This is a genomic window from Nocardioides koreensis (assembly GCF_039531775.1).
In the GTDB taxonomy this organism is placed as follows: domain Bacteria; phylum Actinomycetota; class Actinomycetes; order Propionibacteriales; family Nocardioidaceae; genus Nocardioides; species Nocardioides koreensis.
This window is the reverse complement of record NZ_BAAAQR010000002.1, coordinates 364386-385146: the sequence shown is the minus strand read 5'-3', so window position 1 is coordinate 385146 and position 20761 is coordinate 364386. Positions and strand designations below refer to the sequence as shown.

General features: G+C 72.6%; 20 protein-coding genes. 14 read left to right on the top strand and 6 right to left on the bottom strand.

The genetic code is table 11. The annotated features are described in order from the left end of the window. Positions 1 to 21: 21 nt before the first annotated feature. Complete coding sequence (locus ABD268_RS05955; protein ID WP_344149031.1) at positions 22 to 1107, top strand: inositol-3-phosphate synthase; 1086 nt, start codon at positions 22 to 24, stop codon at positions 1105 to 1107. Between the two features lie 89 nt (positions 1108 to 1196). On the opposite strand, the gene ABD268_RS05950 is transcribed toward ABD268_RS05955, so the two are convergent. The 4 genes from ABD268_RS05950 to ABD268_RS05935 form a co-directional block, all read right to left on the bottom strand. Then, positions 1197 to 1685, bottom strand: coding sequence for an SRPBCC family protein (locus tag ABD268_RS05950; protein ID WP_344149029.1), 489 nt, complete (start codon positions 1683 to 1685; stop codon positions 1197 to 1199). A gap of 90 nt (positions 1686 to 1775) precedes the next feature. After that, positions 1776 to 2360 (bottom strand): TetR/AcrR family transcriptional regulator, encoded by a 585-nt coding sequence (locus tag ABD268_RS05945; RefSeq protein WP_344149026.1) that lies wholly within the window; start codon positions 2358 to 2360, stop codon positions 1776 to 1778. A gap of 9 nt (positions 2361 to 2369) precedes the next feature. Continuing rightward, positions 2370 to 3377, bottom strand: coding sequence for an aldo/keto reductase (locus ABD268_RS05940; protein ID WP_344149023.1), 1008 nt, complete (start codon positions 3375 to 3377; stop codon positions 2370 to 2372). A gap of 31 nt (positions 3378 to 3408) precedes the next feature. Then, positions 3409 to 3987 (bottom strand): TetR/AcrR family transcriptional regulator, encoded by a 579-nt coding sequence (locus ABD268_RS05935; RefSeq protein WP_344149021.1) that lies wholly within the window; start codon positions 3985 to 3987, stop codon positions 3409 to 3411. A gap of 89 nt (positions 3988 to 4076) precedes the next feature. Between ABD268_RS05935 and ABD268_RS05930 the strand changes: the two genes are divergently transcribed. The 3 genes from ABD268_RS05930 (at position 4077) to ABD268_RS05920 (ending at position 6293) form a co-directional block, all read left to right on the top strand. Then, on the top strand, positions 4077 to 4754 hold the full coding sequence (locus ABD268_RS05930; RefSeq protein WP_344149018.1) for an NADPH-dependent F420 reductase: 678 nt from the start codon (positions 4077 to 4079) through the stop codon (positions 4752 to 4754). Positions 4755 to 4817: 63 nt separating this feature from the next. Beyond that, the gene (locus ABD268_RS05925) at positions 4818 to 5705 is read left to right on the top strand and encodes an LLM class F420-dependent oxidoreductase (protein ID WP_344149015.1); all 888 of its coding nucleotides are present in this window, start codon (positions 4818 to 4820) and stop codon (positions 5703 to 5705) included. Between the two features lie 36 nt (positions 5706 to 5741). Further along, a complete protein-coding gene (locus ABD268_RS05920) occupies positions 5742 to 6293 on the top strand; it encodes an NAD(P)H-dependent oxidoreductase (RefSeq protein WP_344149012.1) in 552 nt (183 codons plus the stop codon). 16 nt (positions 6294 to 6309) lie between these two features. Here ABD268_RS05920 and ABD268_RS05915 read toward each other — a convergent pair whose 3' ends face one another. Further along, entirely contained in the window at positions 6310 to 7731 is a 1422-nt protein-coding gene (locus tag ABD268_RS05915) for a CCA tRNA nucleotidyltransferase (RefSeq protein WP_344149009.1), read from the bottom strand. Positions 7732 to 7847: 116 nt separating this feature from the next. Between ABD268_RS05915 and ABD268_RS05910 the strand changes: the two genes are divergently transcribed. The 7 genes from ABD268_RS05910 to trxA all read left to right on the top strand — a co-directional run bounded on the left by ABD268_RS05910 (position 7848) and on the right by trxA (position 16739). Further along, positions 7848 to 10025: a DUF6049 family protein gene (locus ABD268_RS05910; protein WP_344149007.1), complete on the top strand. Its 2178-nt coding sequence runs from the start codon at positions 7848 to 7850 to the stop codon at positions 10023 to 10025. A 10-nt stretch (positions 10026 to 10035) separates the two neighbouring features. Beyond that, on the top strand, positions 10036 to 11697 hold the full coding sequence (murJ, locus tag ABD268_RS05905; protein WP_344149004.1) for a murein biosynthesis integral membrane protein MurJ: 1662 nt from the start codon (positions 10036 to 10038) through the stop codon (positions 11695 to 11697). A gap of 38 nt (positions 11698 to 11735) precedes the next feature. Next, on the top strand, positions 11736 to 13733 hold the full coding sequence (locus tag ABD268_RS05900; RefSeq protein ID WP_344149001.1) for a protein kinase family protein: 1998 nt from the start codon (positions 11736 to 11738) through the stop codon (positions 13731 to 13733). Next, on the top strand, positions 13730 to 14419 hold the full coding sequence (sigM, locus tag ABD268_RS05895) for an RNA polymerase sigma factor SigM (RefSeq protein WP_344148998.1): 690 nt from the start codon (positions 13730 to 13732) through the stop codon (positions 14417 to 14419). Before ABD268_RS05900 ends, sigM begins: the two co-directional genes overlap by 4 nt. 69 nt (positions 14420 to 14488) lie before the next feature. Beyond that, on the top strand, positions 14489 to 15211 hold the full coding sequence (locus ABD268_RS05890) for a hypothetical protein (protein WP_344148995.1): 723 nt from the start codon (positions 14489 to 14491) through the stop codon (positions 15209 to 15211). A 97-nt stretch (positions 15212 to 15308) separates the two neighbouring features. After that, positions 15309 to 16325, top strand: a complete 1017-nt coding sequence (trxB, locus tag ABD268_RS05885; protein WP_344148992.1) for a thioredoxin-disulfide reductase — start codon at positions 15309 to 15311, stop codon at positions 16323 to 16325. 87 nt (positions 16326 to 16412) lie between these two features. Beyond that, on the top strand, positions 16413 to 16739 hold the full coding sequence (gene trxA / locus ABD268_RS05880; RefSeq protein WP_344148989.1) for a thioredoxin: 327 nt from the start codon (positions 16413 to 16415) through the stop codon (positions 16737 to 16739). Positions 16740 to 16756: 17 nt separating this feature from the next. Here trxA and ABD268_RS05875 read toward each other — a convergent pair whose 3' ends face one another. Further along, on the bottom strand, positions 16757 to 17404 hold the full coding sequence (locus ABD268_RS05875) for a GNAT family N-acetyltransferase (RefSeq protein ID WP_344148986.1): 648 nt from the start codon (positions 17402 to 17404) through the stop codon (positions 16757 to 16759). Positions 17405 to 17507: 103 nt separating this feature from the next. On the opposite strand from ABD268_RS05875, the gene ABD268_RS05870 reads away from it, so the two are divergent. Genes ABD268_RS05870 through ABD268_RS05860 form a run of 3 tightly spaced genes read left to right on the top strand, consistent with a single transcriptional unit; the run spans position 17508 to position 20676 of the window. After that, positions 17508 to 18842 carry an aminotransferase-like domain-containing protein gene (locus ABD268_RS05870; RefSeq protein ID WP_344148983.1) on the top strand — a complete coding sequence of 445 codons (1335 nt, stop codon included), beginning with the start codon at positions 17508 to 17510 and terminating at the stop codon, positions 18840 to 18842. Between the two features lie 17 nt (positions 18843 to 18859). Continuing rightward, entirely contained in the window at positions 18860 to 19906 is a 1047-nt protein-coding gene (locus ABD268_RS05865) for a D-alanine--D-alanine ligase family protein (protein WP_344148980.1), read from the top strand. A 2-nt stretch (positions 19907 to 19908) separates the two neighbouring features. Then, the gene (locus ABD268_RS05860; protein WP_344148977.1) at positions 19909 to 20676 is read left to right on the top strand and encodes a lysophospholipid acyltransferase family protein; all 768 of its coding nucleotides are present in this window, start codon (positions 19909 to 19911) and stop codon (positions 20674 to 20676) included. The last annotated feature ends 85 nt before the right edge of the window (positions 20677 to 20761 follow it).

The following is a 20761-nucleotide window of genomic DNA, read 5'->3' as shown; positions in this document are numbered from 1 at the left end:
GAGAAACAGGAAGGAATCCCGATGGGTTCGGTACGAGTAGCAATCGTGGGAGTCGGCAACTGCGCCACCTCCCTGATCCAGGGTGTCGAGTACTACAAGGACGCCGACCCCGAGGGCACCGTCCCGGGGCTCATGCACGTCACCTTCGGTGAGTACCACGTCAAGGACGTCGAGTTCGTCGCCGCCTTCGACGTCGACGCCAAGAAGGTCGGCTTCGACCTCTCGGAGGCCACCCAGGCCTCGGAGAACAACACGATCAAGATCACCGACGTGCCCCCGACCGGGGTCATCGTCCAGCGCGGCCACACCCTCGACGGTCTCGGCAAGTACTACCGCCAGACGATCGAGGAGGCCGACGGCGAGGGCGTCGACGTGGTCCAGGTCCTCAAGGACACCCAGGCCGACGTGCTCGTCTCCTACCTGCCGGTGGGCTCGGAGCAGGCCGACAAGTTCTACGCCCAGTGCGCCATCGACGCGGGCGTCGCCTTCGTGAACGCGCTGCCGGTCTTCATCGCCTCCGACCCGGTGTGGGCGAAGAAGTTCGAGGACGCGGGCGTCCCGATCATCGGTGACGACATCAAGTCCCAGGTCGGCGCGACCATCACCCACCGCGTGATGGCCAAGCTGTTCGAGGACCGCGGCGTGGCGCTGGACCGCACCTACCAGCTCAACGTCGGCGGCAACATGGACTTCAAGAACATGCTCGAGCGCGAGCGCCTGGAGTCCAAGAAGGTCTCCAAGACCCAGGCCGTCACCTCGAACCTCCACGGTTCGCTGGCGGGCAAGATCGACGACAAGAACGTCCACATCGGGCCCTCCGACTACGTCGCCTGGCTCGACGACCGCAAGTGGGCCTACGTGCGCCTCGAGGGTCGCGCCTTCGGCGACGTGCCGCTGAACCTGGAGTACAAGCTCGAGGTCTGGGACTCGCCGAACTCCGCCGGCATCATCATCGACGCGATCCGCGCGGCGAAGATCGCCAAGGACCGCGGCATCGGCGGCCCGCTCATCTCGGCGTCGTCCTACCTGATGAAGTCCCCGCCGGTGCAGCTCCCCGACGACGAGGGCCGCCGCCGCGTGGAGGCCTTCATCCGCGACGAGGAGTGACCTCCCCGGCGGGCACCGACCCGTCGTGAGCTCATGCTGGAACGCCTCGACCCGTCGTCAGCTGACGACGGGTCGAGGCGTTTCGCGCGTCAAGAGGCGGCGGGTCGGCGTTCTGCCTCGGCCTTGACCCGCTCCAGGGTCTGGCGCATGCCGGCCAGCAGCTCGTCGGTGAAGACCTGCTGACCGCCCAGGGCGATCCGGGTGAGGCCGCGCGAGACACCGGAGATGCCCTCGGGGGCGCGGCGTCGCTGGGTCAGCCGGGTGCCGGAGCCGGTGGGCTCGAGGCTGAACGACCACACGGTCCAGTTCTCCTTGATCCGGAACGCGAGCTCGCGGTGCGGCTCGAAGGTCACCACCCGCGCCTGGGTCGGCCAGAACAGCGGGCCCCGGCGGTTGAGGTTGAAGAAGGTCGTCCCCTCCTGCACCGGGCGACCCCGCACGAAGGTCTTCACGACCTGCGGGCTCCACGACGACATCCGGGCCACGTCCGAGACCAGCGCCCACACGGCGACCGGTGGCGCCTCGAGCTCGATCGTCTCCTCGAGCAGGGGTTCGACGGTCGACGAGTCGGTGGCCATGGGCACGCTCCGGAGGTCAGGGAGTGGAACAGGTTCTTGACGAGCGAACCTACTGACAGATGTTCAACAGCGCACCGTGACGCGTGCCACTCAACGGCGCGGGCGCAGCCCGTCGAGGAGCAGGTCGAGCACCGCCTCCATCTGGTCGGCAAGCAGCGGGTCACCCCACTCGTCCGCGTGCGCCGGGTGGTGGAACAGCGCGGTGGCCTGGAGCACCGCGCGCCCCGCCACCACCGGGTCGACCGCGGCGAGCTCGCCCGAGGCGACCCCGTCCGCGACGATCCGGCCGGCCTGGCCGGCGAGGTGGCCGACGTGGGCCGCCACCACCTCGCCGGCCTCGTCGGTGACCCTGCGGAACGTCGCGAACAGCTCCGGGTCCTCCCGGGCGATGCCCTGCTTGGTCCCGGCGAGCGTGCGCACCCAGGCACGGAGTCGCTCCTCGGCGCTCCCGGACCCCGCCGCCACCTCCGCCAGGGGCGCGGAGATCCGGTCCAGCCAGCGCTGCGTGACCGCGTCGCGCAGCGCCGCCTTGCTGGGGAAGTGCCGGTAGACCGAGCCGTGGCTGACCTCGAGGGCCCGGGCCACGTCGACGACGGTGGTCTTGGCCGGGCCGTAGCGGCGCAGCACCTGCTCGGCGGAGTCGAGGATCCCCTCGCGGGTCAGCGGTTCGGCCACGGCGGCACGTTACTTCTCGCTGTCGAGGAACGACATCTGCATGGCGTCGTAGCGGGTGCCGGCCACCGCGTCGGTCGGGACGGCCGCCTCGATCGCGGCGAGGTCCTGCGCGGTGAGGTCGACCTCGAGCGCGCCCAGCGACTCCACGAGCCGGGTCCGGGTGCGGGCTCCGACGAGCGGCACGATGTCGTCACCATGGGACGCCACCCACGCGATCGCCACCCGGGCGACCGTGGTGTCGCGGGCCGCGGCGACCTGCCGCAGCGCCTCGACGAGTCGCAGGTTGGCCTCGAGGTTCTCGCCGGAGAAGCGCGGGAGGTGTGCGCGGAAGTCACGGACGTCGCGGTCGGCGCTCCAGTGCCCGGAGAGCAGCCCGCGCGACAGCACGCCGTACGCCGTGATGCCGACCCCGAGCTCGCGGGCCGTCGGCAGGATCTCGCGCTCGATGTCGCGTGAGAGCAGGGAGTACTCGATCTGCAGGTCCGCGATCGGGTGAACGGCGGCCGCACGGCGGAGCGTCTCGGCGCCGACCTCGGACAGGCCGAGGTGGCGCACCCAGCCGGCCTGGACGAGCTCGGCCATCGCACCGACGGTCTCCTCGATCGGGATGCTGGGGTCGAAGCGGGCCGGCCGGTAGACGTCGACGTGGTCGGTGCCGAGGCGCTTGAGGGAGTAGCCGAGGAAGTTCCGGATCGCCGCCGGGCGGGTGTCCACGCCGGCCCAGGCGCCGTCCGGGCCACGAAGGGCGCCGAACTTCACGCTGATCACCACGTCGTCGCGGTTGCGGCCGCGCAGCGCCTCGCGGAGCAGCATCTCGTTGTGGCCCATCCCGTAGAAGTCGCCGGTGTCGAGCAGCGTGACCCCGGCGTCGAGGGCCTGGTGGATCGTGGCGATGCTCTCCGACTCCTCGGCGGGGCCGTAGAGGTCGGACATGCCCATCAGGCCGAGGCCGAGGGCGGAGACGGTGGGGCCGGTGCGGCCGAGGCGGCGCCCGGCGGAGGTGGTGGGGGTGCTCATGCCTCCATCATGGGACATGAACTGACAGATTTCAAACGTTGTCAGTCGCCGAAGTTGCCGCAGCCACCAGCAGCGCCGCCGAGGCCTTCGCACGGGTCGCCGCCTCCGGGTCGGCGTCGAGCGCGCCGCTGGCCAGCCCCCCGTCGAGGAGCAGCGTGAGCGAGCGGGCCAGGCCGTCAGGGTCCGCGGCCCCGGCGTCCACACCCAGGCGGCGCACCCAGGCCAGCACCTCACGCTTGTGGGCCACGGTGCGGTCGTGGACCGGCGTGCCCGGCGCCGATTCAGCCGCGGCGTTGATGAAGGCGCAGCCGCGGTAGCCGTCGCGGCGACACGCCGAGGCCAACGCGTCGAAGAGCCCGACCAGCTCGTCCGCGGGGTCCGGGCCGGCGGCCTCGGCCGCCGCGTGCAGCTGGCCGCTCCAGACCTCGTCGACCCGGTCGAGGTAGGCGACGACCAGGTCGTCCTTGGCCGGGAAGTGCTTGTAGAAGGTCGCCTTGGCCACGCCGGACTCGCCGATGATCCGGTCCACCCCGACGGCGCGGATCCCGTGGGCGTAGAAGAGCCGGAAGGCGGTGTCGAGGATGCGCTGGCGCGCAGAAGGTGGGGCCACGTGTTGATAGTAGACAGATCTGTCTGCTAACGTCCACCCATCGGGCAGACAGACCTGTCTACCTCGTCCACGTACGAAGGGAACCACCCATGAACATCGCAGTCCTCGGCACCGGCATGGTGGGCCAGGCGATCGCCGGCCGCCTGCACGAGCTCGGCCACTCCGTGGTCGTCGGCACCCGCGATCCCGCGTCGACCCTCGCCCGCACCGAGCCGGACGGCATGGGGAACCCGCCGTTCGCTGCCTGGCACGGCGACCACCAGGGCGTCGCCCTGGCCACCTTCGCCGACGCGGCCGCCGGCGCCGAGCTGGTTGTCAACGCCTCCAACGGCAACGTCGCCCTCGAGGTGCTCCGCCTCGCCGGCGCGGAGAACCTGGCCGGCAAGCCGCTCCTCGACATCGCCAACCCGCTCGACTTCTCGGCCGGCTTCCCTCCCACCCTCTTCGTGAAGGACTCCGACTCCCTCGGCGAGCAGGTCCAGCGCGCCTTCCCCGAGGCCAAGGTCGTCAAGACCCTGAACACGCTGACCGCGAGCCTGATGGCCGACCCGAAGTCGCTGGGGCAGAGCTCGACGATCTTCGTCTCCGGTGACGACGCCGGGGCGAAGGCCACCGTGGTCGGCCTGCTCGAGAGCTTCGGCCACGACGACGTGATCGACCTCGGACCCCTCGAGACCGCCCGCGGCACCGAGATGCTGCTGCCCATCTGGCTACGGCTGATGGGCGCACTCGGCACCGCGCAGTTCAACTTCAAGATCGTCCGCTGAGATGACCGCCCCGGACCGGATGCGCGGCTCCACGGTCCTGGTGAGCGACGAGGAGCCCGCCCGATGAGGCTCGGGGTCCACCTCGTCGGCTTCGACGCGCCCGGGGGCCCGGCCGGCATCGCCCCGATGCTGGCCGCCCTCGGCCGAGCGACCGACGAGGCCGGCGTCGACAACCTCTCCCTGATGGACCACTACCTCGGCCTGGAGATGCTCGGCGACGTGCACCAGCCGATGCTCGAGGGCTACACCACGCTCGGTTTCCTGGCCGCACACACCAGCACGGTCGAGCTGCAGCTGCTGATGACCGGGGTGACCTACCGACACCCCGGCCTGCTCGCCAAGATCGTCGCGACCCTCGACGTCCTCTCCGGCGGCCGGACCGCCCTCGGCCTCGGCGCCGCGTGGTACGAGCGCGAGCACCTGGCCCACGGCGTGCCCTTCCCGTCCACCTCGGAGCGGTTCGAGCGCCTCGAGGAGACCCTGCGGATCGTCCGTCAGATGTGGAGCGACGAGGACGGACCGTTCGAGGGCACCCACCACCGGCTCGCGGAGACCATCTGCGCCCCACAGCCGCTGCACCGGGTGCCGGTGATGGTGGGCGGGAACGGCGAGCGGAAGACGCTGCGCCTGGTCGCGGCGTACGCCGACGCGTGCAACCTCGTGCTCGGCGGCGACGCCCCCGCCGACGAGGCCCGGCACAAGTTCCGCGTGCTGCGCCGGCACTGCGAGGAGCTCGGCACCGACTACGACCGGATCCGGCGCACGGTCATGCTGCCGCGGCCGCTGGACCCGGCCCACGGCGCGGACCGCTTCCTCGAGGCGATGGCCGAGCTGGCCGACGCCGGCGTCGAGGAGGTCCACGTGGTGCCGCTCGGTGCCGCGGCCGCGGACCCGGTGCGGTTCGTGCGCGACCTCGGCACCCACGTCGTACCGCACCTCACCCGGGTCTGACCCCGGCCCGCCTCCCGAAGAAGAACGAAAGGCACCATGTCGTCCCCCTCCCGGACCCTCGTCCTGCTGGCCCACCCCGACCTCGCGGACTCGCGCGTCAACCGCGTGCTCGCCGACGCCGTCGGCGACCTCGAGGGCGTCACCGTGCGCGACCTCAGCGTGGCCCGCTTCCGCGACGGCTTCGACGTCGCGCTCGAGCAGCACCTGCTGCTCGGGTACGACACCGTCGTGCTCCAGTTCCCCTGGTACTGGTACTCCGTGCCCGGCATCCTCAAGGAGTGGATGGACCAGGTCCTCACCCATGGCTTTGCCTACGGGTCGGGGGGCGACGCCCTCCACGGCAAGACGCTCCAGGTGGTCACCAGCACTGGCGGCCCGGACGCGTCGTACCAACCGGGCGGCTACAACCGTTTCACCATGGTCGAGCTGATGCGCCCGCTCGATGCCACCGCCCACCTGTGTGGCATGACGCTCGCGGAGCCCTTGGTGGTGCACGGCGCACGGACGCTCGACGACGCGACCCTGGCGTCATACGCCGAGCGCTACCGGTCCCTGCTGGCCGGCGACGAGCTGCGCGCCACCGCCTGACCCCGCCGGGCGGTGGTCAGCCCCGGGCGGCCCACCAGTCGCGCAGCGCGGCCTCAGCGGCCTCGGCCGACATCGGGCCCTGGTCCATCCGCAGCTCCAGCAGGAACTTGTAGGCCAGGCCCACCTCGCGACCGGGTCCGATCTCGAGGATCTCCATGATCTGGTTGCCGTCCAGGTCGGGCCGGATCGAGGCCAGCTCCTCCTCCTCCGACAACCGCTCGATCCGTGCCTCGAGGTCGTCGTAGGTGCGGCGCAGGCGGTCGGCCTTGCGCTGGTTGCGGGTCGTGCAGTCGGCGCGGGTGAGCACGTGGAGGCGCTCGAGCTCCGCCCCGGCGTCGCGGACGTAGCGCCGTACGGCGGAGTCGGTCCACTCGCCCGTACCGTAGCCGTGGAAGCGCAGGTGCAGCTCCACCAGCGTGGTGACCGCGTCGATCTGGTCGTTGGAGAAGCGCAGCGCCTTCATCCGCTTCTTCGTGATCTTGGCGCCGACCACGTCGTGGTGGTGGAAGGTGACGGTGCCGTCGTCGAGGAAGCGGCGGGTCCGCGGCTTGCCGACGTCGTGCATCAGTGCGGCGAACCGGGACACGAAGTCCGGCCCGCCGCCCGGCAGTCGCGACTCGAGGTCGATCGACTGCTCGAGCACGGTGAGGGTGTGCTCGTAGACGTCCTTGTGCCGGTGGTGCTCGTCGCGCTCCAGGGCCAGCGCGGGCAGCTCGGGCAGCACGTGGTCGGCCAGGCCGGTCTCGACCAGGAGCGTCAGCCCGAGCCGGGGGTACGGCGCGCAGACCAGCTTCACCAGCTCGTCGCGGACGCGCTCGGCCGAGATGATCTCGATCCGGCCCGCCATCTCCCGCATCGCGTCCACGACCGCGGGGTCGACGGTGAAGCCGAGCTGCGCGGCGAACCGGGCCGCCCGCATCATCCGGAGCGGGTCGTCGGAGAAGCTGTCCTCGGGGCGCCCCGGCGTGCGCAGCACCCGGTGCGCGAGGTCCACGACGCCGCCGAACGGGTCCTCGAAGGTCCGGTCCGGCACCGAGACCGCCATCGCGTTCACGGTGAAGTCGCGCCGGCCCAGGTCGCCGGCGAGGGTGTCCCCGAAGTCGACGTCCGGCTTGCGCGAGGTGGGGTCGTAGGTCTCCGAGCGGTACGTCGTGATCTCGACCTGCCACTCACCCTTGCGACAGCCGATGGTGCCGAACGCCCGGCCCATGTCCCAGATCGCCTCGGCCCAGCCCCTGAGCAGTCGCTCGGTCTGCTCGGGGCGGGCGGAGGTCGCGAAGTCGAGATCGTTGTGCCGGCGACCGAGCATCGCGTCGCGCACCGGGCCGCCGACCAGGGACAGCTCGTGCCCGGCGTCCCGGAAGCGGCGCCCCAGCTCGTCGATGACCGGGGAGATCCGGTCCAGCTCCGCGGCGACCGACCGCTGGACGTCAGTCATCTGGAGAGGCGGCGGCGGGGCGTCAGGCACGGAGGGCAACTCTAGCGGCCGGGCCGCCGGCGCCGGGCCGGAGCACCGCCCCGGGGCCGGCTGGACGGACGGCTAGAGTCAAGGCCGTGCTCCGCCCCACGACGCTGCTGCCTGCCCTCGTGGCGGTCGCGGCGACACTGGCGGGGGTGTCTCCGGCGACCGCCGCCACGGACCCCGAGCAGACCGCCTCCACCGAGAGCACCGTGCACCCGACCCAGGTGCACACCCGCGCCGTGCACGCGCGCCGCCCCGCCGCGGAGCGGACGCCGTTGTCGGTCACGATCGACTCGCTCAACCCGTCCTACGTGCCGAGGAGGGGGCCGGTCCGGGTCACCGGCTCGGTCACCAACGAGGACGACGCCGCGTGGACGAAGGTCTACACGTTCGCCTTCCTGGGCGGGACCCCGATCCGCTCGAGTGCCGAGCTCGCCGACGCCGGCGACGTCGACCCCACCACCGACGTGGGTGCGCGCATCACCGATCCCGGCAGCTACGACACGATCGCCCGGATCGGGCCCGGGGAGACGATGCAGTTCTCCATCACCCTCCCCCACCGGCTGCTCGACGTGACCGAGCCCGGCGTCTACTGGTTCGGGGTGCACGCGCTCGGCACCGGGCCCGACGGGCGCCTCGACGGCGCCGACGGTCGCGCCCGGACGTTCCTGCCCCTGGTGCCGCGCACCAAGGAGGCGGTCGACACCGCCCTGGTGCTCCCGCTGCGGCGCACGGTCTCCTACGCCCCCGACGGCAGCGTCGAGGACGTCGAGGGGTGGAACGCCGCCCTGTCCCCGGGCGGCCGGCTGCGCTCGATGGTCGACCTCGGCGCCGCGGCCGGGTTCCGCCCGATCACCTGGCTCGTCGACCCCGGACTCCCCGACGTGGTGCGCACTCTCACCCTCGGCAACCCGCCGCGGTCCCTGGCACCGGACCTGACGGAGGCCGACGGCGGCGGACAGACCCCCCAGACGGACCCGTCCGCCTCCCCGTCCGGGGAGGGCGACAGCGGTGAGGCCGCGGGCCAGACCCAGGCGCTCGCGGACGTCACCGAGTCGGGCAACGCCTGGCTGGACCGGCTGCACGAGGCCCTCGACGGCCCCGAGATCCTCGCCCTGCCGTACGGCGACGTGGACGTCTCGGCAGCGGCCGAGCGCGGCCCCGGGCTCTACCGCCGGGCCCGCAAGCGCAGCGGCAACGAGCTGGCGCCCTGGGGACTGCCGATGACTCCGGCGGTGGCGTCGCCCGGCGGGTACCTCGACCCCTCCGCGCTCGGCCCCACGCCCGGCCGCTCGACCGTGCTGGTCACCGACAAGATGTTCGGCGCCGACCCACCCGCGGTTGCGGAGACCAAGGGGGCGCGCCTGGTGACCACCTCCACGGACGCCGCGACCGGCGGCCCCGGCCCGGACGACCCGCTGGCCCCGGTGGCGATGCGCCAGCGCATCCTCGCCGAGGCCGCGCTGCGCCTGCTCAGCCCGCACCCGACGCCGCTGGTCGTGGTGCTGCCGTCCTACTGGAACCCGAGCAGCACCATCGGCTTCTTCGAGGGGCTCGACGTCGACTGGCTGCACCTCACCACGGTCAGCGACGTGGCCGGCGGGATCGCGCGACAGGTCTCGCAGGAGCAGCTGGACTACCCGCCCCGCCTGGACCGCAGCGAGCTCGACAGCGCGAACTTCTCCTCGGCCGAGGCGCTGATCCGGGCCGGTGCGACCCTGCAGAACGTGCTCACCGACAACGACAGCGTGGCCTCGACGGTGGCCGACCAGGCGATGCGGGCCACGTCGTACGGGCACCGGGCCAGCCCGGACGGGGCGCGGGCGGCGACGGACCGGTCCCGCGCGTGGATCGAGCAGGAGATGGGTTCGATCCGGATCGACGCCCCGCCCGCCGTCACCCTGTCCAGCACCAGCGGCCGCTTCGCGGCCACCATCAGCAACGGTCTCGACGAGCCGGTCACGGTCAGCATCCAGGCGCTCACCGACGAGCCGCAGGCCATCCGGGGCCCGGAGACCGTGGACATCGGCCCGGGCGGCCGGACCAGCGTGCTGCTCAACGCCTCGTTCCGCCGGCTGGGCGTGCACAACGTCACCCTGGTGGTGACCGACGCCGACGGAGTCCCGCTCGGCTCCTCCGACCAGCTGCCGATCCGCTCCGCCCAGGTCAGCAAGGTGATCTGGCTGATCCTGGGCACCGGCGTGGCCCTGCTGTTCGGCGCGATCGCCGTCCGGCTGTTCCGGCGGGTGCGGGTGGCGAGCAAGTCATGAGGAGGTGGTCATGAGCTCCTCGGAGAGCCAGAAGATCCTGAGCTCCAGCGCCGTGATGGCGGCCGGCACCGTGGTGTCCAGGCTGAGCGGGTTCGTGCGCGCGTTCCTGCTCACCGCGGCCCTCGGCAACCTGCTGCACGCCGACCTGTTCACGATCGGCAACACGATCCCGAACATGCTCTACATACTGCTGGCGGGCGGCGTGTTCAACGCCGTGCTCGTGCCCCAGCTGGTCCGCGCGATGAAGAACGACCCCGACGGCGGTGAGGCCTACACCAACCGGATCGTCACCCTGGCCGCGCTGTTCCTCGCCGTGGTCAGCGTCCTGCTGGTCGCCGCCGCCCCCTGGGTGATGTCGCTCTACCTGAACTCCTGCTACGACTCGGCGGGCCTGACCGACCAGCGCGAGTCGGTGATCGCGTTCGCGCGCTACTGCCTGCCGCAGGTCTTCTTCTACGGGATGTTCGTGCTGGTCGGGCAGATCCTGAACTCCCGGGGCCGCTTCGGGCCGATGATGTGGGCGCCGATCGCCAACAACGTCATCTCGGTCGCCGTGCTCGTGGTCTACCTGCTGGTCTACGGCCCGGTCGCGGAGGGCGAGAAGTACAGCGCCTTCACCAGCGGCCAGGAGATGCTGCTCGGCATCGGCGCCACCGTCGGCATCATGGTCCAGCTGCTGATCCTGCTGCCGTACCTGCGGGCGGCCGGCTACACCTACCGGCCCCGCTTCGACTTCCGCAACACCGGGCTCTCCCACACCCTGCGGCTGGGTGTGTGGACCGTGCTGTTCGTCGTGGTCAACCAGATCGCCTACACCGTCGTCGTCCGGCTGGCCTCGGGCGGCACGGGCTGCGGCACCGGCGGCGAGACCGGCACGGGGTACACCGTCTACTCCACGACGTTCCTGATCGTGATGGTGCCGCACTCGGTCATCACCGTCTCGCTGGCCACCGCGATCCTGCCCCGGCTGGCCGCGCGGGCCGCCGACGACGACCTGCGCGGCCTGGCGCACACCCTGGGCGGCACGCTGCGCAGCGCGCTGGCCGTGATCATCCCGTTCGCCTGCCTGATGCCGCTGATCGCCGGCGACGTCGCCAACACGGTCTCCTTCGGCGCGGTCCGCGACAGCTACCAGCTGTTCACGCTCTCGCTGGCGCTCTTCGGCCCGGCCATCCTGCTGTTCACCGTCCACTACCTGATGCTGCGCGGCTTCTACGCCCTGGAGCGGACCCGGACGGTCTTCTACATCCAGTGCGCCGTCGCGGCCACCAACATCGTCGTGGCGCTGGCGCTGGTCACGGCCACCGACGCCGAGCACACCTCGCCGGCGCTGGTCGTCGCCTACGCCGCGTCGTACGCCGTGGGCTCGGTGCTGTCGTACGCCGTGCTGCGCCGCCTCCTCGGCGGCCTGGAGACGCCGGCGCTGGTCCGCTTCCTGGTCCGGGTGGGGATCGCGGTCGCCGTCTCGACGACTGCGGCGTTCGTCGTGCTCCGCCTGCTCGGGGTCCTCGGGGCCGACCCGAACAACGCCGTCGCCGCCCTGCGCGCGATGCTGGTGACCCTCGTCGACGTCGGTCTCTTCGTGGTCCTGGCCAGGTTCCTGCGCCTGACCGAGGTGACCGAGGTCGTCGACATGGTGTCGAGACGCCTCCCGTCCGTGAGGGGCCGCTGAGCCTACGATGACCACTAGTCCGCCAAGAGGGGAGCTGCGTGCCGAAGTCCATCCGGCCCGGTGACGTCCTCGCCGACCGTTACCGACTGATCGACCTGCTCGTCGAGAGCAGGGACGGCCGGTTCTGGCGCGCCCACGATCGCGTCCTGGAGCGGCACGTCGCCCTGCACGTGCTCGACGCCGACGACGACCGGGCGGCGCTGCTGCTCGAGGCGGCCCGCCAGTCGGCGACGGTCCCGGACCGGCGCCTGCTCCGCGTCCTCGACGCCGACCAGGTCGACGGGTTCTGCTACGTCGTCAACGAGTGGGGCGCCGGCAGCTCGCTGGACATCATGCTGGCCACCGACGGGCCCTTCGCGCCGCGCCGGGCCGCGTGGCTGGTCTCGGAGGTGGCCACCTCGGTGGCGGCCGGCCACGAGGCCGGCGTCGCCCACGGCCGGCTGGTGCCGGAGAACGTCCTCATCGACCGCACCGGCTCCATCCGCGTCATCGGGTTCAGCGTCGACGCGGCCCTGCACGGCCTCGCGCCGGGCCGGGTGTCGACCGACGTCACCGACCTCGGCGGCCTGCTGTACGCCGCGCTCACCGGTCGCTGGCCGGGGGCGTCGAGCTCCGACGTACCGGCGGCGCCGCACGAGCACGGGCGGGTGCTGCGGCCCCGGCAGGTCCGCGCCGGCATCCCGCGCCCGCTCGACGCGCTCTGCGACCAGGTCGTCAACCCGTACGCCGGCCACGGGTCCCGCGACGCCCACGACCTGACCACGGCCCGGGGCATCGCCGAGTACCTGCGCGAGTTCGTGGGCGACCCGACCGGGATGGCCGAGGCCGAGGCGGCCAGCCACAGCGGCACCCGCACGGCCGTGCTGCCCCGTCTCGCCCCGGCGGCCTCCGCGCCGCCCCCGCGGCGGGCCGAGCCCGGTGCGACCGCGGACCCGGTCCCCGACGCGACGCCCGACGCGACGCCCGACCCGACGCCCGACCCGACGCCCGACCCGACGCCGGACCCGCTGCCCGAGGCGCTCGAGCCCGACCCCGAGACCGAGACCGAGGCCGAGGCCGAGGCCGAGGCCGGGGAGTCGGTGCCCGACGGAGCCGACGACGAGACCGGTGAGCAGGCCGAGACGCCGGTCCCGCCGACCGGGTCGGTCGAGCAGCCCACCCAGGCCGGCCTCCCGATCTTCGACGACGACAACGACGACGTGTCCTGGTTCGCGGCCCGGCCGACCCCGCCACCGCCTCCGCCCCCGTTCGAGGAGGTCCCCGAGCGGCCGCTGTTCGCCCCCGAGCCCGCCGAGGGACAGCCTGCGCGCAAGGCGCGCCCGCACGTCGCGGCCGCGACGGGATCGCGCGACTACTGGCCCTGGGACACCGGCCCGGGGACCGGCTCGGGCGTGATCCCGGTGGCCGAGGACGAGGAGGAGGACGACGAGGTCCCCGGTCGGAGCTGGCTGCGACTGGCGTTCGCGATCGGCGCGAGCCTGCTGCTGCTGCTGGCCATCGTGGTCGCGTTCAACCTCGGCCGCGGGCGCACGCCGCTCGGCGACAAGCCCGAGGACACGCCGTCGGAGTCCCCCTCCCCGAGCTCCTCGCTCGCCCCGATCACCGGCCTGGCCGCCCAGGACTTCGACCCGCAGGGCGACCCGCCCGAGGAGCACCGCGAGCTGGCGCCGCTCGCGGTCGACGGCAACCCCGCGACCGCGTGGCGCACGATGACCTACGACCAGAACATGGGCCCCGGTGGCCTCAAGACCGGCGTCGGCCTGACGATCGACCTCGGCGCCGCCCACGACGTGTCCGTCATCGACCTCACCCTCGTGGGCGCCCCGACCGGGGTGTCCCTCTACGTCACCGACCGGGCGCCCTCCGCCGTGGCCGGGCTCACCCCGGCGGCCACCGAGGACGCGGCCGGGACCAAGCAGCGGATCACCCTCGACCGGCCGGTGCGCGGCCGGTTCCTCACCGTCTGGCTGACCTCCCTGCCGCAGGCCGAGGGTGGCTACCGTGGTGAGGTCGCCGAGGTCGCGATCCGCGGATGACCGGTTCCCTCGGGCCCGACGACGTCAGTGACGCCGACCTGCTTCGCGCCCACGTCGACGGCGACACCGACGCCTTCGGCACGCTCTTCGCCCGGCACCGGGACCGGCTCTGGGCGGTCGCGCTCCGCACCATGGGCAACCCCGACGACGCGGCGGACGGCCTCCAGGACGGCCTGGTCGCGGCGTACCGCCGGGCCGGCTCCTTCCGCGGCGAGGCGGCGGTGACGACGTGGCTGCACCGGGTCGTGGTGAACGCGTGCCTGGACCGGATCCGGGCCTCGCGCTCGCGCCGGGCCGAGCCGCTCCCCGACGACCTCGAGGAGTACGAACGCCGCGGCTCGCTCGTCTCGGCTGCTCCCGTGAGCGAGGACCCCGCGGAGGTCGCGGTGCGCGGCGACCGCCGGGACGCGGTGCTCGCGGCCCTGGCGACGCTCCCCGACGAGCAGCGGGCGGCGCTGGTGCTCGTGGACATGGAGGGCTACCCGGTCTCCGAGGTGGCCGAGATGCTCGACTGCGCGGTGGGGACGGTGAAGTCGCGCTGCTCCCGCGGGCGGGCCCGGCTCGCCGTGCTCCTCGGCGTGCCGGCGCCCGAGGGTGAGCGGGGCCACCCGCCGGACGGGAACCCCGACCCCACCCCATCCGTCCGATCCACCGACGCCCCTCGCGCACCACCCGCCGCGGGCTGACCCGACCACCGGGACCGACCGCACCAGCAACCGTCCCCACCGAGCACCGCACCCGAGAGGAGGTACCCGATGCCCGACGAGCCCGACCTGGGCCCCGAGCAGGAGCAGGAGGTACGCCGCCTCCTCGCCGACGCGCGGCACACCGAGCCGGTGCCCGCCGACGTCGCGACCCGGCTGGACCGCGTGCTGGCCGACCTCGCCGCCCAGCACGGCGGCTCCCCGGACGACGAGGCCGACAACGTCGTGGCCATGGCCTCGCGGCGCCGGCGCCGCGTCACCTCGGTGCTGGTGGCAGCGGCCGCGGTCGTGGCCATCGGCGTCGGCCTCGACCAGGTGGTCGACTCGGGTGGCTCGGGCGAGAGCGCCTCCACCGCCGACCGCGCCACGGTTGCCGAGTCGGGCGGCGCCGGGTCCGGGTCCGACCAGGGCAAGGACGAGCCGGCGCCGGGCGCCGACAGCCTGACCAACAGCGGGGCGGCACCCGAGCAGGCCCTCACCGACCCCGTCCGGGTCCGCCCGGACCACTTCTCCGCCGACGTCGCCCGGGCCCGACAGCTGACCCACCGGTCCGCGGCGTACTACGCCCCCGACGTCCAGGCCCTCAAGGACGCGAGCGGCAAGATCGACTGCACCCCCGGCGACTGGGGCTCCGGCACCTTCGTGCCGGTCGTGTACGACGGGCACCGGGGCGTCCTCGCCTTCCGCGCCGCCAACGGGGACACCCAGGTCGTCGACCTGTTCGGCTGCGGCGGCTCCTCCGTGCTGCGGTCGATCACGCTGCCCGCGCCCTGAGCGGCCCGGCCACCGCCCGGCGGCCCGCGGCGGGGAATGCCCCTCGCCTACGATCGGTTGAACCGACAGTCCACCGATCGAGGAGTGAAAGCGCCCCATGTCTGAGTCCGGCACCCGCAACGTCATCATCATCGGCTCGGGTCCGTCCGGGTACACCGCGGCGGTGTACGCCGCGCGGGCCAGCCTGCACCCGCTCGTGCTCGAGGGGTCGGTGACCGCCGGCGGCGCGCTGATGAACACCACCGAGGTCGAGAACTTCCCGGGATTCCGCGACGGGATCATGGGTCCGGCCCTGATGGACGAGATGCGCGCCCAGGCGGAGCGCTTCGGCGCCGAGCTCGTGCCCGACGACGTCGTCGAGGTCGACCTCACCGGCGAGGTCAAGGTCGTGAAGACCGCGACCGAGACCTACACCGCCCGCGCGGTGGTCCTCGCGACCGGCTCCGGCTACCGCAAGCTCGGCCTGCCGCGCGAGGAGCAGCTGTCCGGCCGCGGGGTCTCGTGGTGCGCGACCTGCGACGGGTTCTTCTTCCGCGACCAGCACATCGCCGTCGTCGGTGGCGGCGACTCCGCCGTCGAGGAGGCCACCTTCCTGACCCGGTTCGGCTCCAAGGTGTCGCTGATCGTGCGCCGCGACGAGCTGCGCGCCTCGAAGATCATGCAGGAGCGCGCCTTCGCCGACCCCAAGCTCGAGATCGTCTGGAACTCCGTGGTCGAGGAGATCAACGGCGAGGACCGCCTCGAGTCGGTCACCCTCAAGGACACCGTGACCGGTGAGACCCGCCCGCTCGACGTGACCGGGCTGTTCATCGCCATCGGGCACGACCCGCGCTCGGAGCTGCTGCAGGGGCAGGTCGACCTCGACGACGACGGCTACGTGCTCGTCGAGCACCCCTCGACCGCGACCAACCTGCCGGGGGTCTTCGCCGCCGGCGACCTGGTCGACCACCACTACCGCCAGGCGATCACCGCGGCCGGCACCGGCTGTGCCGCGGCGCTGGACGCGGAGCGCTACATCGCGACCCTCGACCACGCGGCCGGCTCGCAGCAGGAGGCGCAGGAGGCCGTGGCCGAGGAGCCGCTCAGCCCGACCGTCCAGACCGCCGGCATCTGACCTGCCCGGCACGCCGTGGTGTCGGGGAACAACTGTCCCCGGCCTGGTGTTCACTGAGCACTGATCTTCAAGAGAAAGGGAGTTCCCGTGGCGAACATCGCTGCCGTGACCGACGCCGAGTTCGAGGCGCAGGTCCTCAAGTCCGACAAGCCCGTCCTGGTGGACTTCTGGGCCGAGTGGTGCGGGCCGTGCCGTCAGGTGTCCCCGATCCTGGACGAGATCGCGTCCACCCACGGCGACAAGATCACGTTCTTCAAGATGAACGTCGACGAGAACCCGGTGACCCCCTCGTCCTACCGCGTCACCGGCATCCCGACCATCAACGTCTACCAGAACGGTGAGGTCGTGAAGTCGATCGTCGGTGCCCGCCCCAAGGCCACGCTGCTCAACGAGCTGGCCGACTACATCGCCTGAGCCACCTGGCTCTTCCGTCACGTGACGGTGCGCCCGCTCCTCGTCGCCTTCGGCGTGGGGGCGGGCGCTGGCTTCTTCGCGGGGCGTACGACGCCGAGCAGCCGCTCGAGGGCGGCCTCCAGCTCGTCCTTCCAGGTCAGCGTCGAGCGCAGCTCCATCCGCATCCGCGGCGTGGTCCCGTGCGCCCGCTGGGTCTTGAACCCGACGCTGCCGAGGAACTCCACGGGCGGCACGCAGCGCCGGACCCCGCGGGTGTCCCCGAAGGCCTCGACCGCCTTGATCCCGCCACGCTCGATCAGGTCGCGCGCCATGCCCTGCACCAGCATCCGGCCGAGCCCGCCGCCCGCGTGGGCCGGGTCGACGTACACGTTGGTGAGCAGGACGGCGTCCGGGGAGACCGGGGCCGTCGGGAAGCTCGCCGCCCCGGGCACGAACGCCTCGGGGGCATAGATCAGGTAGCCGACCGGCCGGTCGTCGACCAGCGTGACCCGACCGCAGGAGCCCCACTCGCGCAGCACCTGCGAGACCCAGGCGTCCTTCTCACCCCGCGGGTCCTCGACCCGCTCGCGGCGCACCGGGTCCAGCTCCCAGAACACGCAGGACCGGCACGGCTCCGGCAGCGCGTCGAGGTGGTCAAGCGTCAACCGCACGATCTTGCGCGACATGCGTCCCTCCCAGGCCCGTGCCGACGGGTGTGACCGGACCGACGCGCCCACTCCCCGGTCTGCGCGTGCGACCCGCACTCCCATCGTTCATGCTAGAGGTGTCATGGACAACACCCCCGCGCCCCGCGTGACCCCCGGTTCCGGGACCCGCCTCGACTCCTACGTCGACCGGTACGCCGCCCGCACGGCGGGCATGACCGCCTCGGAGATCCGGGCGCTCTTCGCGGTCGCCTCGCGGCCCGAGGTCGTCTCGCTGGCCGGGGGGATGCCGAACATCTCGGGACTGCCGCTGGACGTCGTCGGCAGCGCGATCGCCGATCTGATCGCGGCCAACGGCCCGGTGGCCCTGCAGTACGGCTCCGGCCAGGGCGACCCCACCCTGCGCGAGCAGATCTGCGACGTGATGCAGCTCGAGGGCATCGAGGCGCACCCCGACGACGTCGTGGTCACGGTCGGCTCCCAGCAGGCGGTCGACCTGGTCACCCGCATCTTCTGCGACCCCGGGGACGTCGTGCTCTGCGAGGCCCCGTCGTACGTCGGCGCGCTCGGCGTGTTCAAGTCCTTCCAGTGCGACGTGGTGCACGTGGAGATGGACGCCGACGGCCTGGTGCCCGAGGCGCTCGACCAGGCCATCACCGCGGTTCGCGCGGCGGGCAAGACCATCAAGTTCCTGTACACGATCCCGAACTTCCACAACCCCGCCGGCGTCACGCTGGCGCCGGAGCGGCGCCCGCAGGTGCTCGAGATCTGCCGGCGCCACGACATCCTGGTGCTCGAGGACAACCCCTACGGGCTGCTCGGGTTCGAGGGCGAGCCGAAGCGGGCGCTGCGCGCCGACGAGGCCGAGGGCGTGATCTACCTCGGGTCCTTCTCCAAGACCTTCTCACCGGGCATGCGGGTCGGCTGGGCCCTCGCGCCGCACGCCGTGCGCGAGAAGCTGGTGCTGGCGCAGGAGTCCGCCACCCTGTGCCCCCCGTCGTTCAGCCAGATGGCCGTCTCGACGTACCTCTCCCAGCACGACTGGCAGGGCCAGATCAAGCAGATGCGGGAGATGTACCGCGAGCGCCGCGACGCGATGATGGACGCCCTGCGCGACTACATGCCGGCCTCCTGCTCCTGGAACGAGCCCGACGGCGGCTTCTTCGTCTGGGTGACGCTGCCCCCGGGCATCGACGCCAAGGCGATGCTCCCGCGGGCCGTTACCGCGCGGGTGGCCTACGTCCCCGGGACCGCCTTCTTCGCCGACGGCTTCGGGTCCGGGTCCATGCGGCTCTCGTTCTGCTACCCGACCCCGGAGCGGATCCGTGAAGGGGTGCGCCGGCTGGCGAGCGTGCTGGAGGCCGAGATGGAGCTGCGGGAGACCTTCGGGGCCGCCGCGCCGGCGCGTGGCCTGGGACCCCGCAGCGGGTACGACGCGCCGAGCAGCGACCTCAGCTGAGCGGACGAGGACCGATGATGAGTGGAGAACACGTGGTCTCGACAGGCTCGACCACCGGAGCCGGCCCGTCCACCGGAGCCGGCCCGTCCACCGGCGAGGGTCACGCACCCACCGGCCAGGTGCTCGTCCTTGCGGGCGGCCTCTCCCACGAGCGGGACGTGTCGCTGCGCTCGGGTCGCCGGGTCGCCGAGGCGCTGCGGGGCACCGGCCGCGAGGTGGCGGAGCGGGACGTGGACGCCTCGCTGCTTGCCACGTTGCGCACGGAGCGCCCGGCCTGTGTCGTGCCCATGCTGCACGGGGAGACCGGCGAGGACGGGGCGGTCCGCGAGGTCCTCGAGCTGCTGTCGGTCCCCTACGTGGGAGCTCCCCCGGCTGCGTGCCGCGCGGCGTTCGACAAGCCGGTCGCCAAGGCCATCGTCGCCCGGGCCGGGATCGACACCCCCGCGTCGGTGTGCCTGCCGCACGAGACCTTTCGCGAGCTCGGCGCGGCCGAGGTGATGGCGGCGTTGGTCGCCCGCCTGGGGCTGCCGCTGATGGTGAAGCCCGCCAAGAGCGGCTCCGCGCTGGGCTGCTCGGTCGTCCGCACCGCCGAGGAGCTGCCGGCGGCGATGGTCAACGCGTTCGCCTACGGCGACGTGGCGCTGCTGGAGCACTTCGTCGAGGGCCTCGAGGTCGCCGTCGCCGTCATCGACGACGGCTCGGGCCCCCGGGCGCTGCCCGCGGTGGCGATCCGGCCCGACGGCGGCGTCTACGACTACACCGCCCGCTACACCGCCGGTTCCACCGAGTTCATCACGCCCGCACCGCTCTCGCCCGAGCTGTCCGCCGAGGTCGCCGGGATCGCGCTGCGGGCCCACGAGGTGCTCGGTCTGCGGGACGTGTCCCGGTCGGACCTCATCGTCGGTGCGGACGGCCGGGTATGGTTCCTCGAGGTCAACGTGGCCCCTGGGTTCACCGAGACCTCGACCGTGCCGCTCGCGATCCAGGCCGCCGGCCTCGATCTCGGCAAGGTCTGTGCCTCCCTCGTCCAGGCCGCCGTCGCGCGGAGCAGCCCGCAGGAGTAGACGTGCGTGACCTGACCTATCCCCCGATCATCGTCACCGCCAAGACGGCGTTCCGCCTGCTCGGCCAGCGCTTCCAGATGACCGGCACCGAGCACGTCCCCCGCTCCGGTGGCGCGCTCCTGGCCTACAACCACATCGGCTACGTGGACTTCGTGTACGGCGGGCTCGCCGCGAACCCCTCCGGTCGCCTGGTCCGGTTCATGGCCAAGCGGGAGCTCTTCGACCACCGGTGGACCGGGCCCCTGATGCGCTCCCTCCACCACATCGAGGTCGACCGCGGCGAGGGCCTCGCGTCGTACCACACCGCGGTGGACTACCTGCGGGCCGGCGAGGTGGTGGGCATCTTCCCCGAGGCGACGATCTCCCGGGCCATGGAGCTCAAGGAGTTCAAGACCGGGGCCGTGCGGATCGCCGCGGCCGCGGGTGTCCCGGTGGTGCCGGTGATCCTGTGGGGCACCCAGCGGATGATGACGAAGGACCACCCCAAGGACTTCTCGCGCGGCAAGACCATCTCCATCAAGGTCGGCGAGCCGATGCGGCCCACCGGCGAGGACCCGGTCGCGGAGACCGCCGCCCTGCGGGAGCGGATGGCCGGGATGCTCGACGAGGCGATCCGGGACTACCCCTCGGAGGAGCAGGACCCCGGCGCCTGGTGGGTGCCCGCCTCCCACGGCGGCGGCGCTCCCACCCTCGAGGAAGCCGCCCGGCTAGACGCGGCCGAGAAGCGGGAGCGGGCGGCCAAGCGCGCCGCTCGGCGCGCCCAGGGCTGACGCCCCTCTCAGCGGGCCGTTCCCGCGACGGTCGCCCCGGCAACCGCCGTCCCGGGCGGACGTCATCCGTTCCGGTCGCTCCCAC

What these genes read in the sequence shown, in the direction of transcription:
- ABD268_RS05955 (WP_344149031.1), top strand. Translation starts at nt 22, where the DNA reads ATGGGTTCGGTACGAGTAGCAATCGTGGGAGTCGGCAACTGCGCCACC.
- ABD268_RS05950 (WP_344149029.1), bottom strand. Translation starts at nt 1,685, where the DNA reads ATGGCCACCGACTCGTCGACCGTCGAACCCCTGCTCGAGGAGACGATC.
- ABD268_RS05940 (WP_344149023.1), bottom strand. Translation starts at nt 3,377, where the DNA reads ATGAGCACCCCCACCACCTCCGCCGGGCGCCGCCTCGGCCGCACCGGC.
- ABD268_RS05930 (WP_344149018.1), top strand. Translation starts at nt 4,077, where the DNA reads ATGAACATCGCAGTCCTCGGCACCGGCATGGTGGGCCAGGCGATCGCC.
- ABD268_RS05925 (WP_344149015.1), top strand. Translation starts at nt 4,818, where the DNA reads ATGAGGCTCGGGGTCCACCTCGTCGGCTTCGACGCGCCCGGGGGCCCG.
- ABD268_RS05920 (WP_344149012.1), top strand. Translation starts at nt 5,742, where the DNA reads ATGTCGTCCCCCTCCCGGACCCTCGTCCTGCTGGCCCACCCCGACCTC.
- ABD268_RS05915 (WP_344149009.1), bottom strand. Translation starts at nt 7,731, where the DNA reads ATGACTGACGTCCAGCGGTCGGTCGCCGCGGAGCTGGACCGGATCTCC.
- murJ (WP_344149004.1), top strand. Translation starts at nt 10,036, where the DNA reads ATGAGCTCCTCGGAGAGCCAGAAGATCCTGAGCTCCAGCGCCGTGATG.
- sigM (WP_344148998.1), top strand. Translation starts at nt 13,730, where the DNA reads ATGACCGGTTCCCTCGGGCCCGACGACGTCAGTGACGCCGACCTGCTT.
- ABD268_RS05890 (WP_344148995.1), top strand. Translation starts at nt 14,489, where the DNA reads ATGCCCGACGAGCCCGACCTGGGCCCCGAGCAGGAGCAGGAGGTACGC.
- trxB (WP_344148992.1), top strand. Translation starts at nt 15,309, where the DNA reads ATGTCTGAGTCCGGCACCCGCAACGTCATCATCATCGGCTCGGGTCCG.
- ABD268_RS05875 (WP_344148986.1), bottom strand. Translation starts at nt 17,404, where the DNA reads ATGTCGCGCAAGATCGTGCGGTTGACGCTTGACCACCTCGACGCGCTG.
- ABD268_RS05870 (WP_344148983.1), top strand. Translation starts at nt 17,508, where the DNA reads ATGGACAACACCCCCGCGCCCCGCGTGACCCCCGGTTCCGGGACCCGC.
- ABD268_RS05865 (WP_344148980.1), top strand. Translation starts at nt 18,860, where the DNA reads ATGAGTGGAGAACACGTGGTCTCGACAGGCTCGACCACCGGAGCCGGC.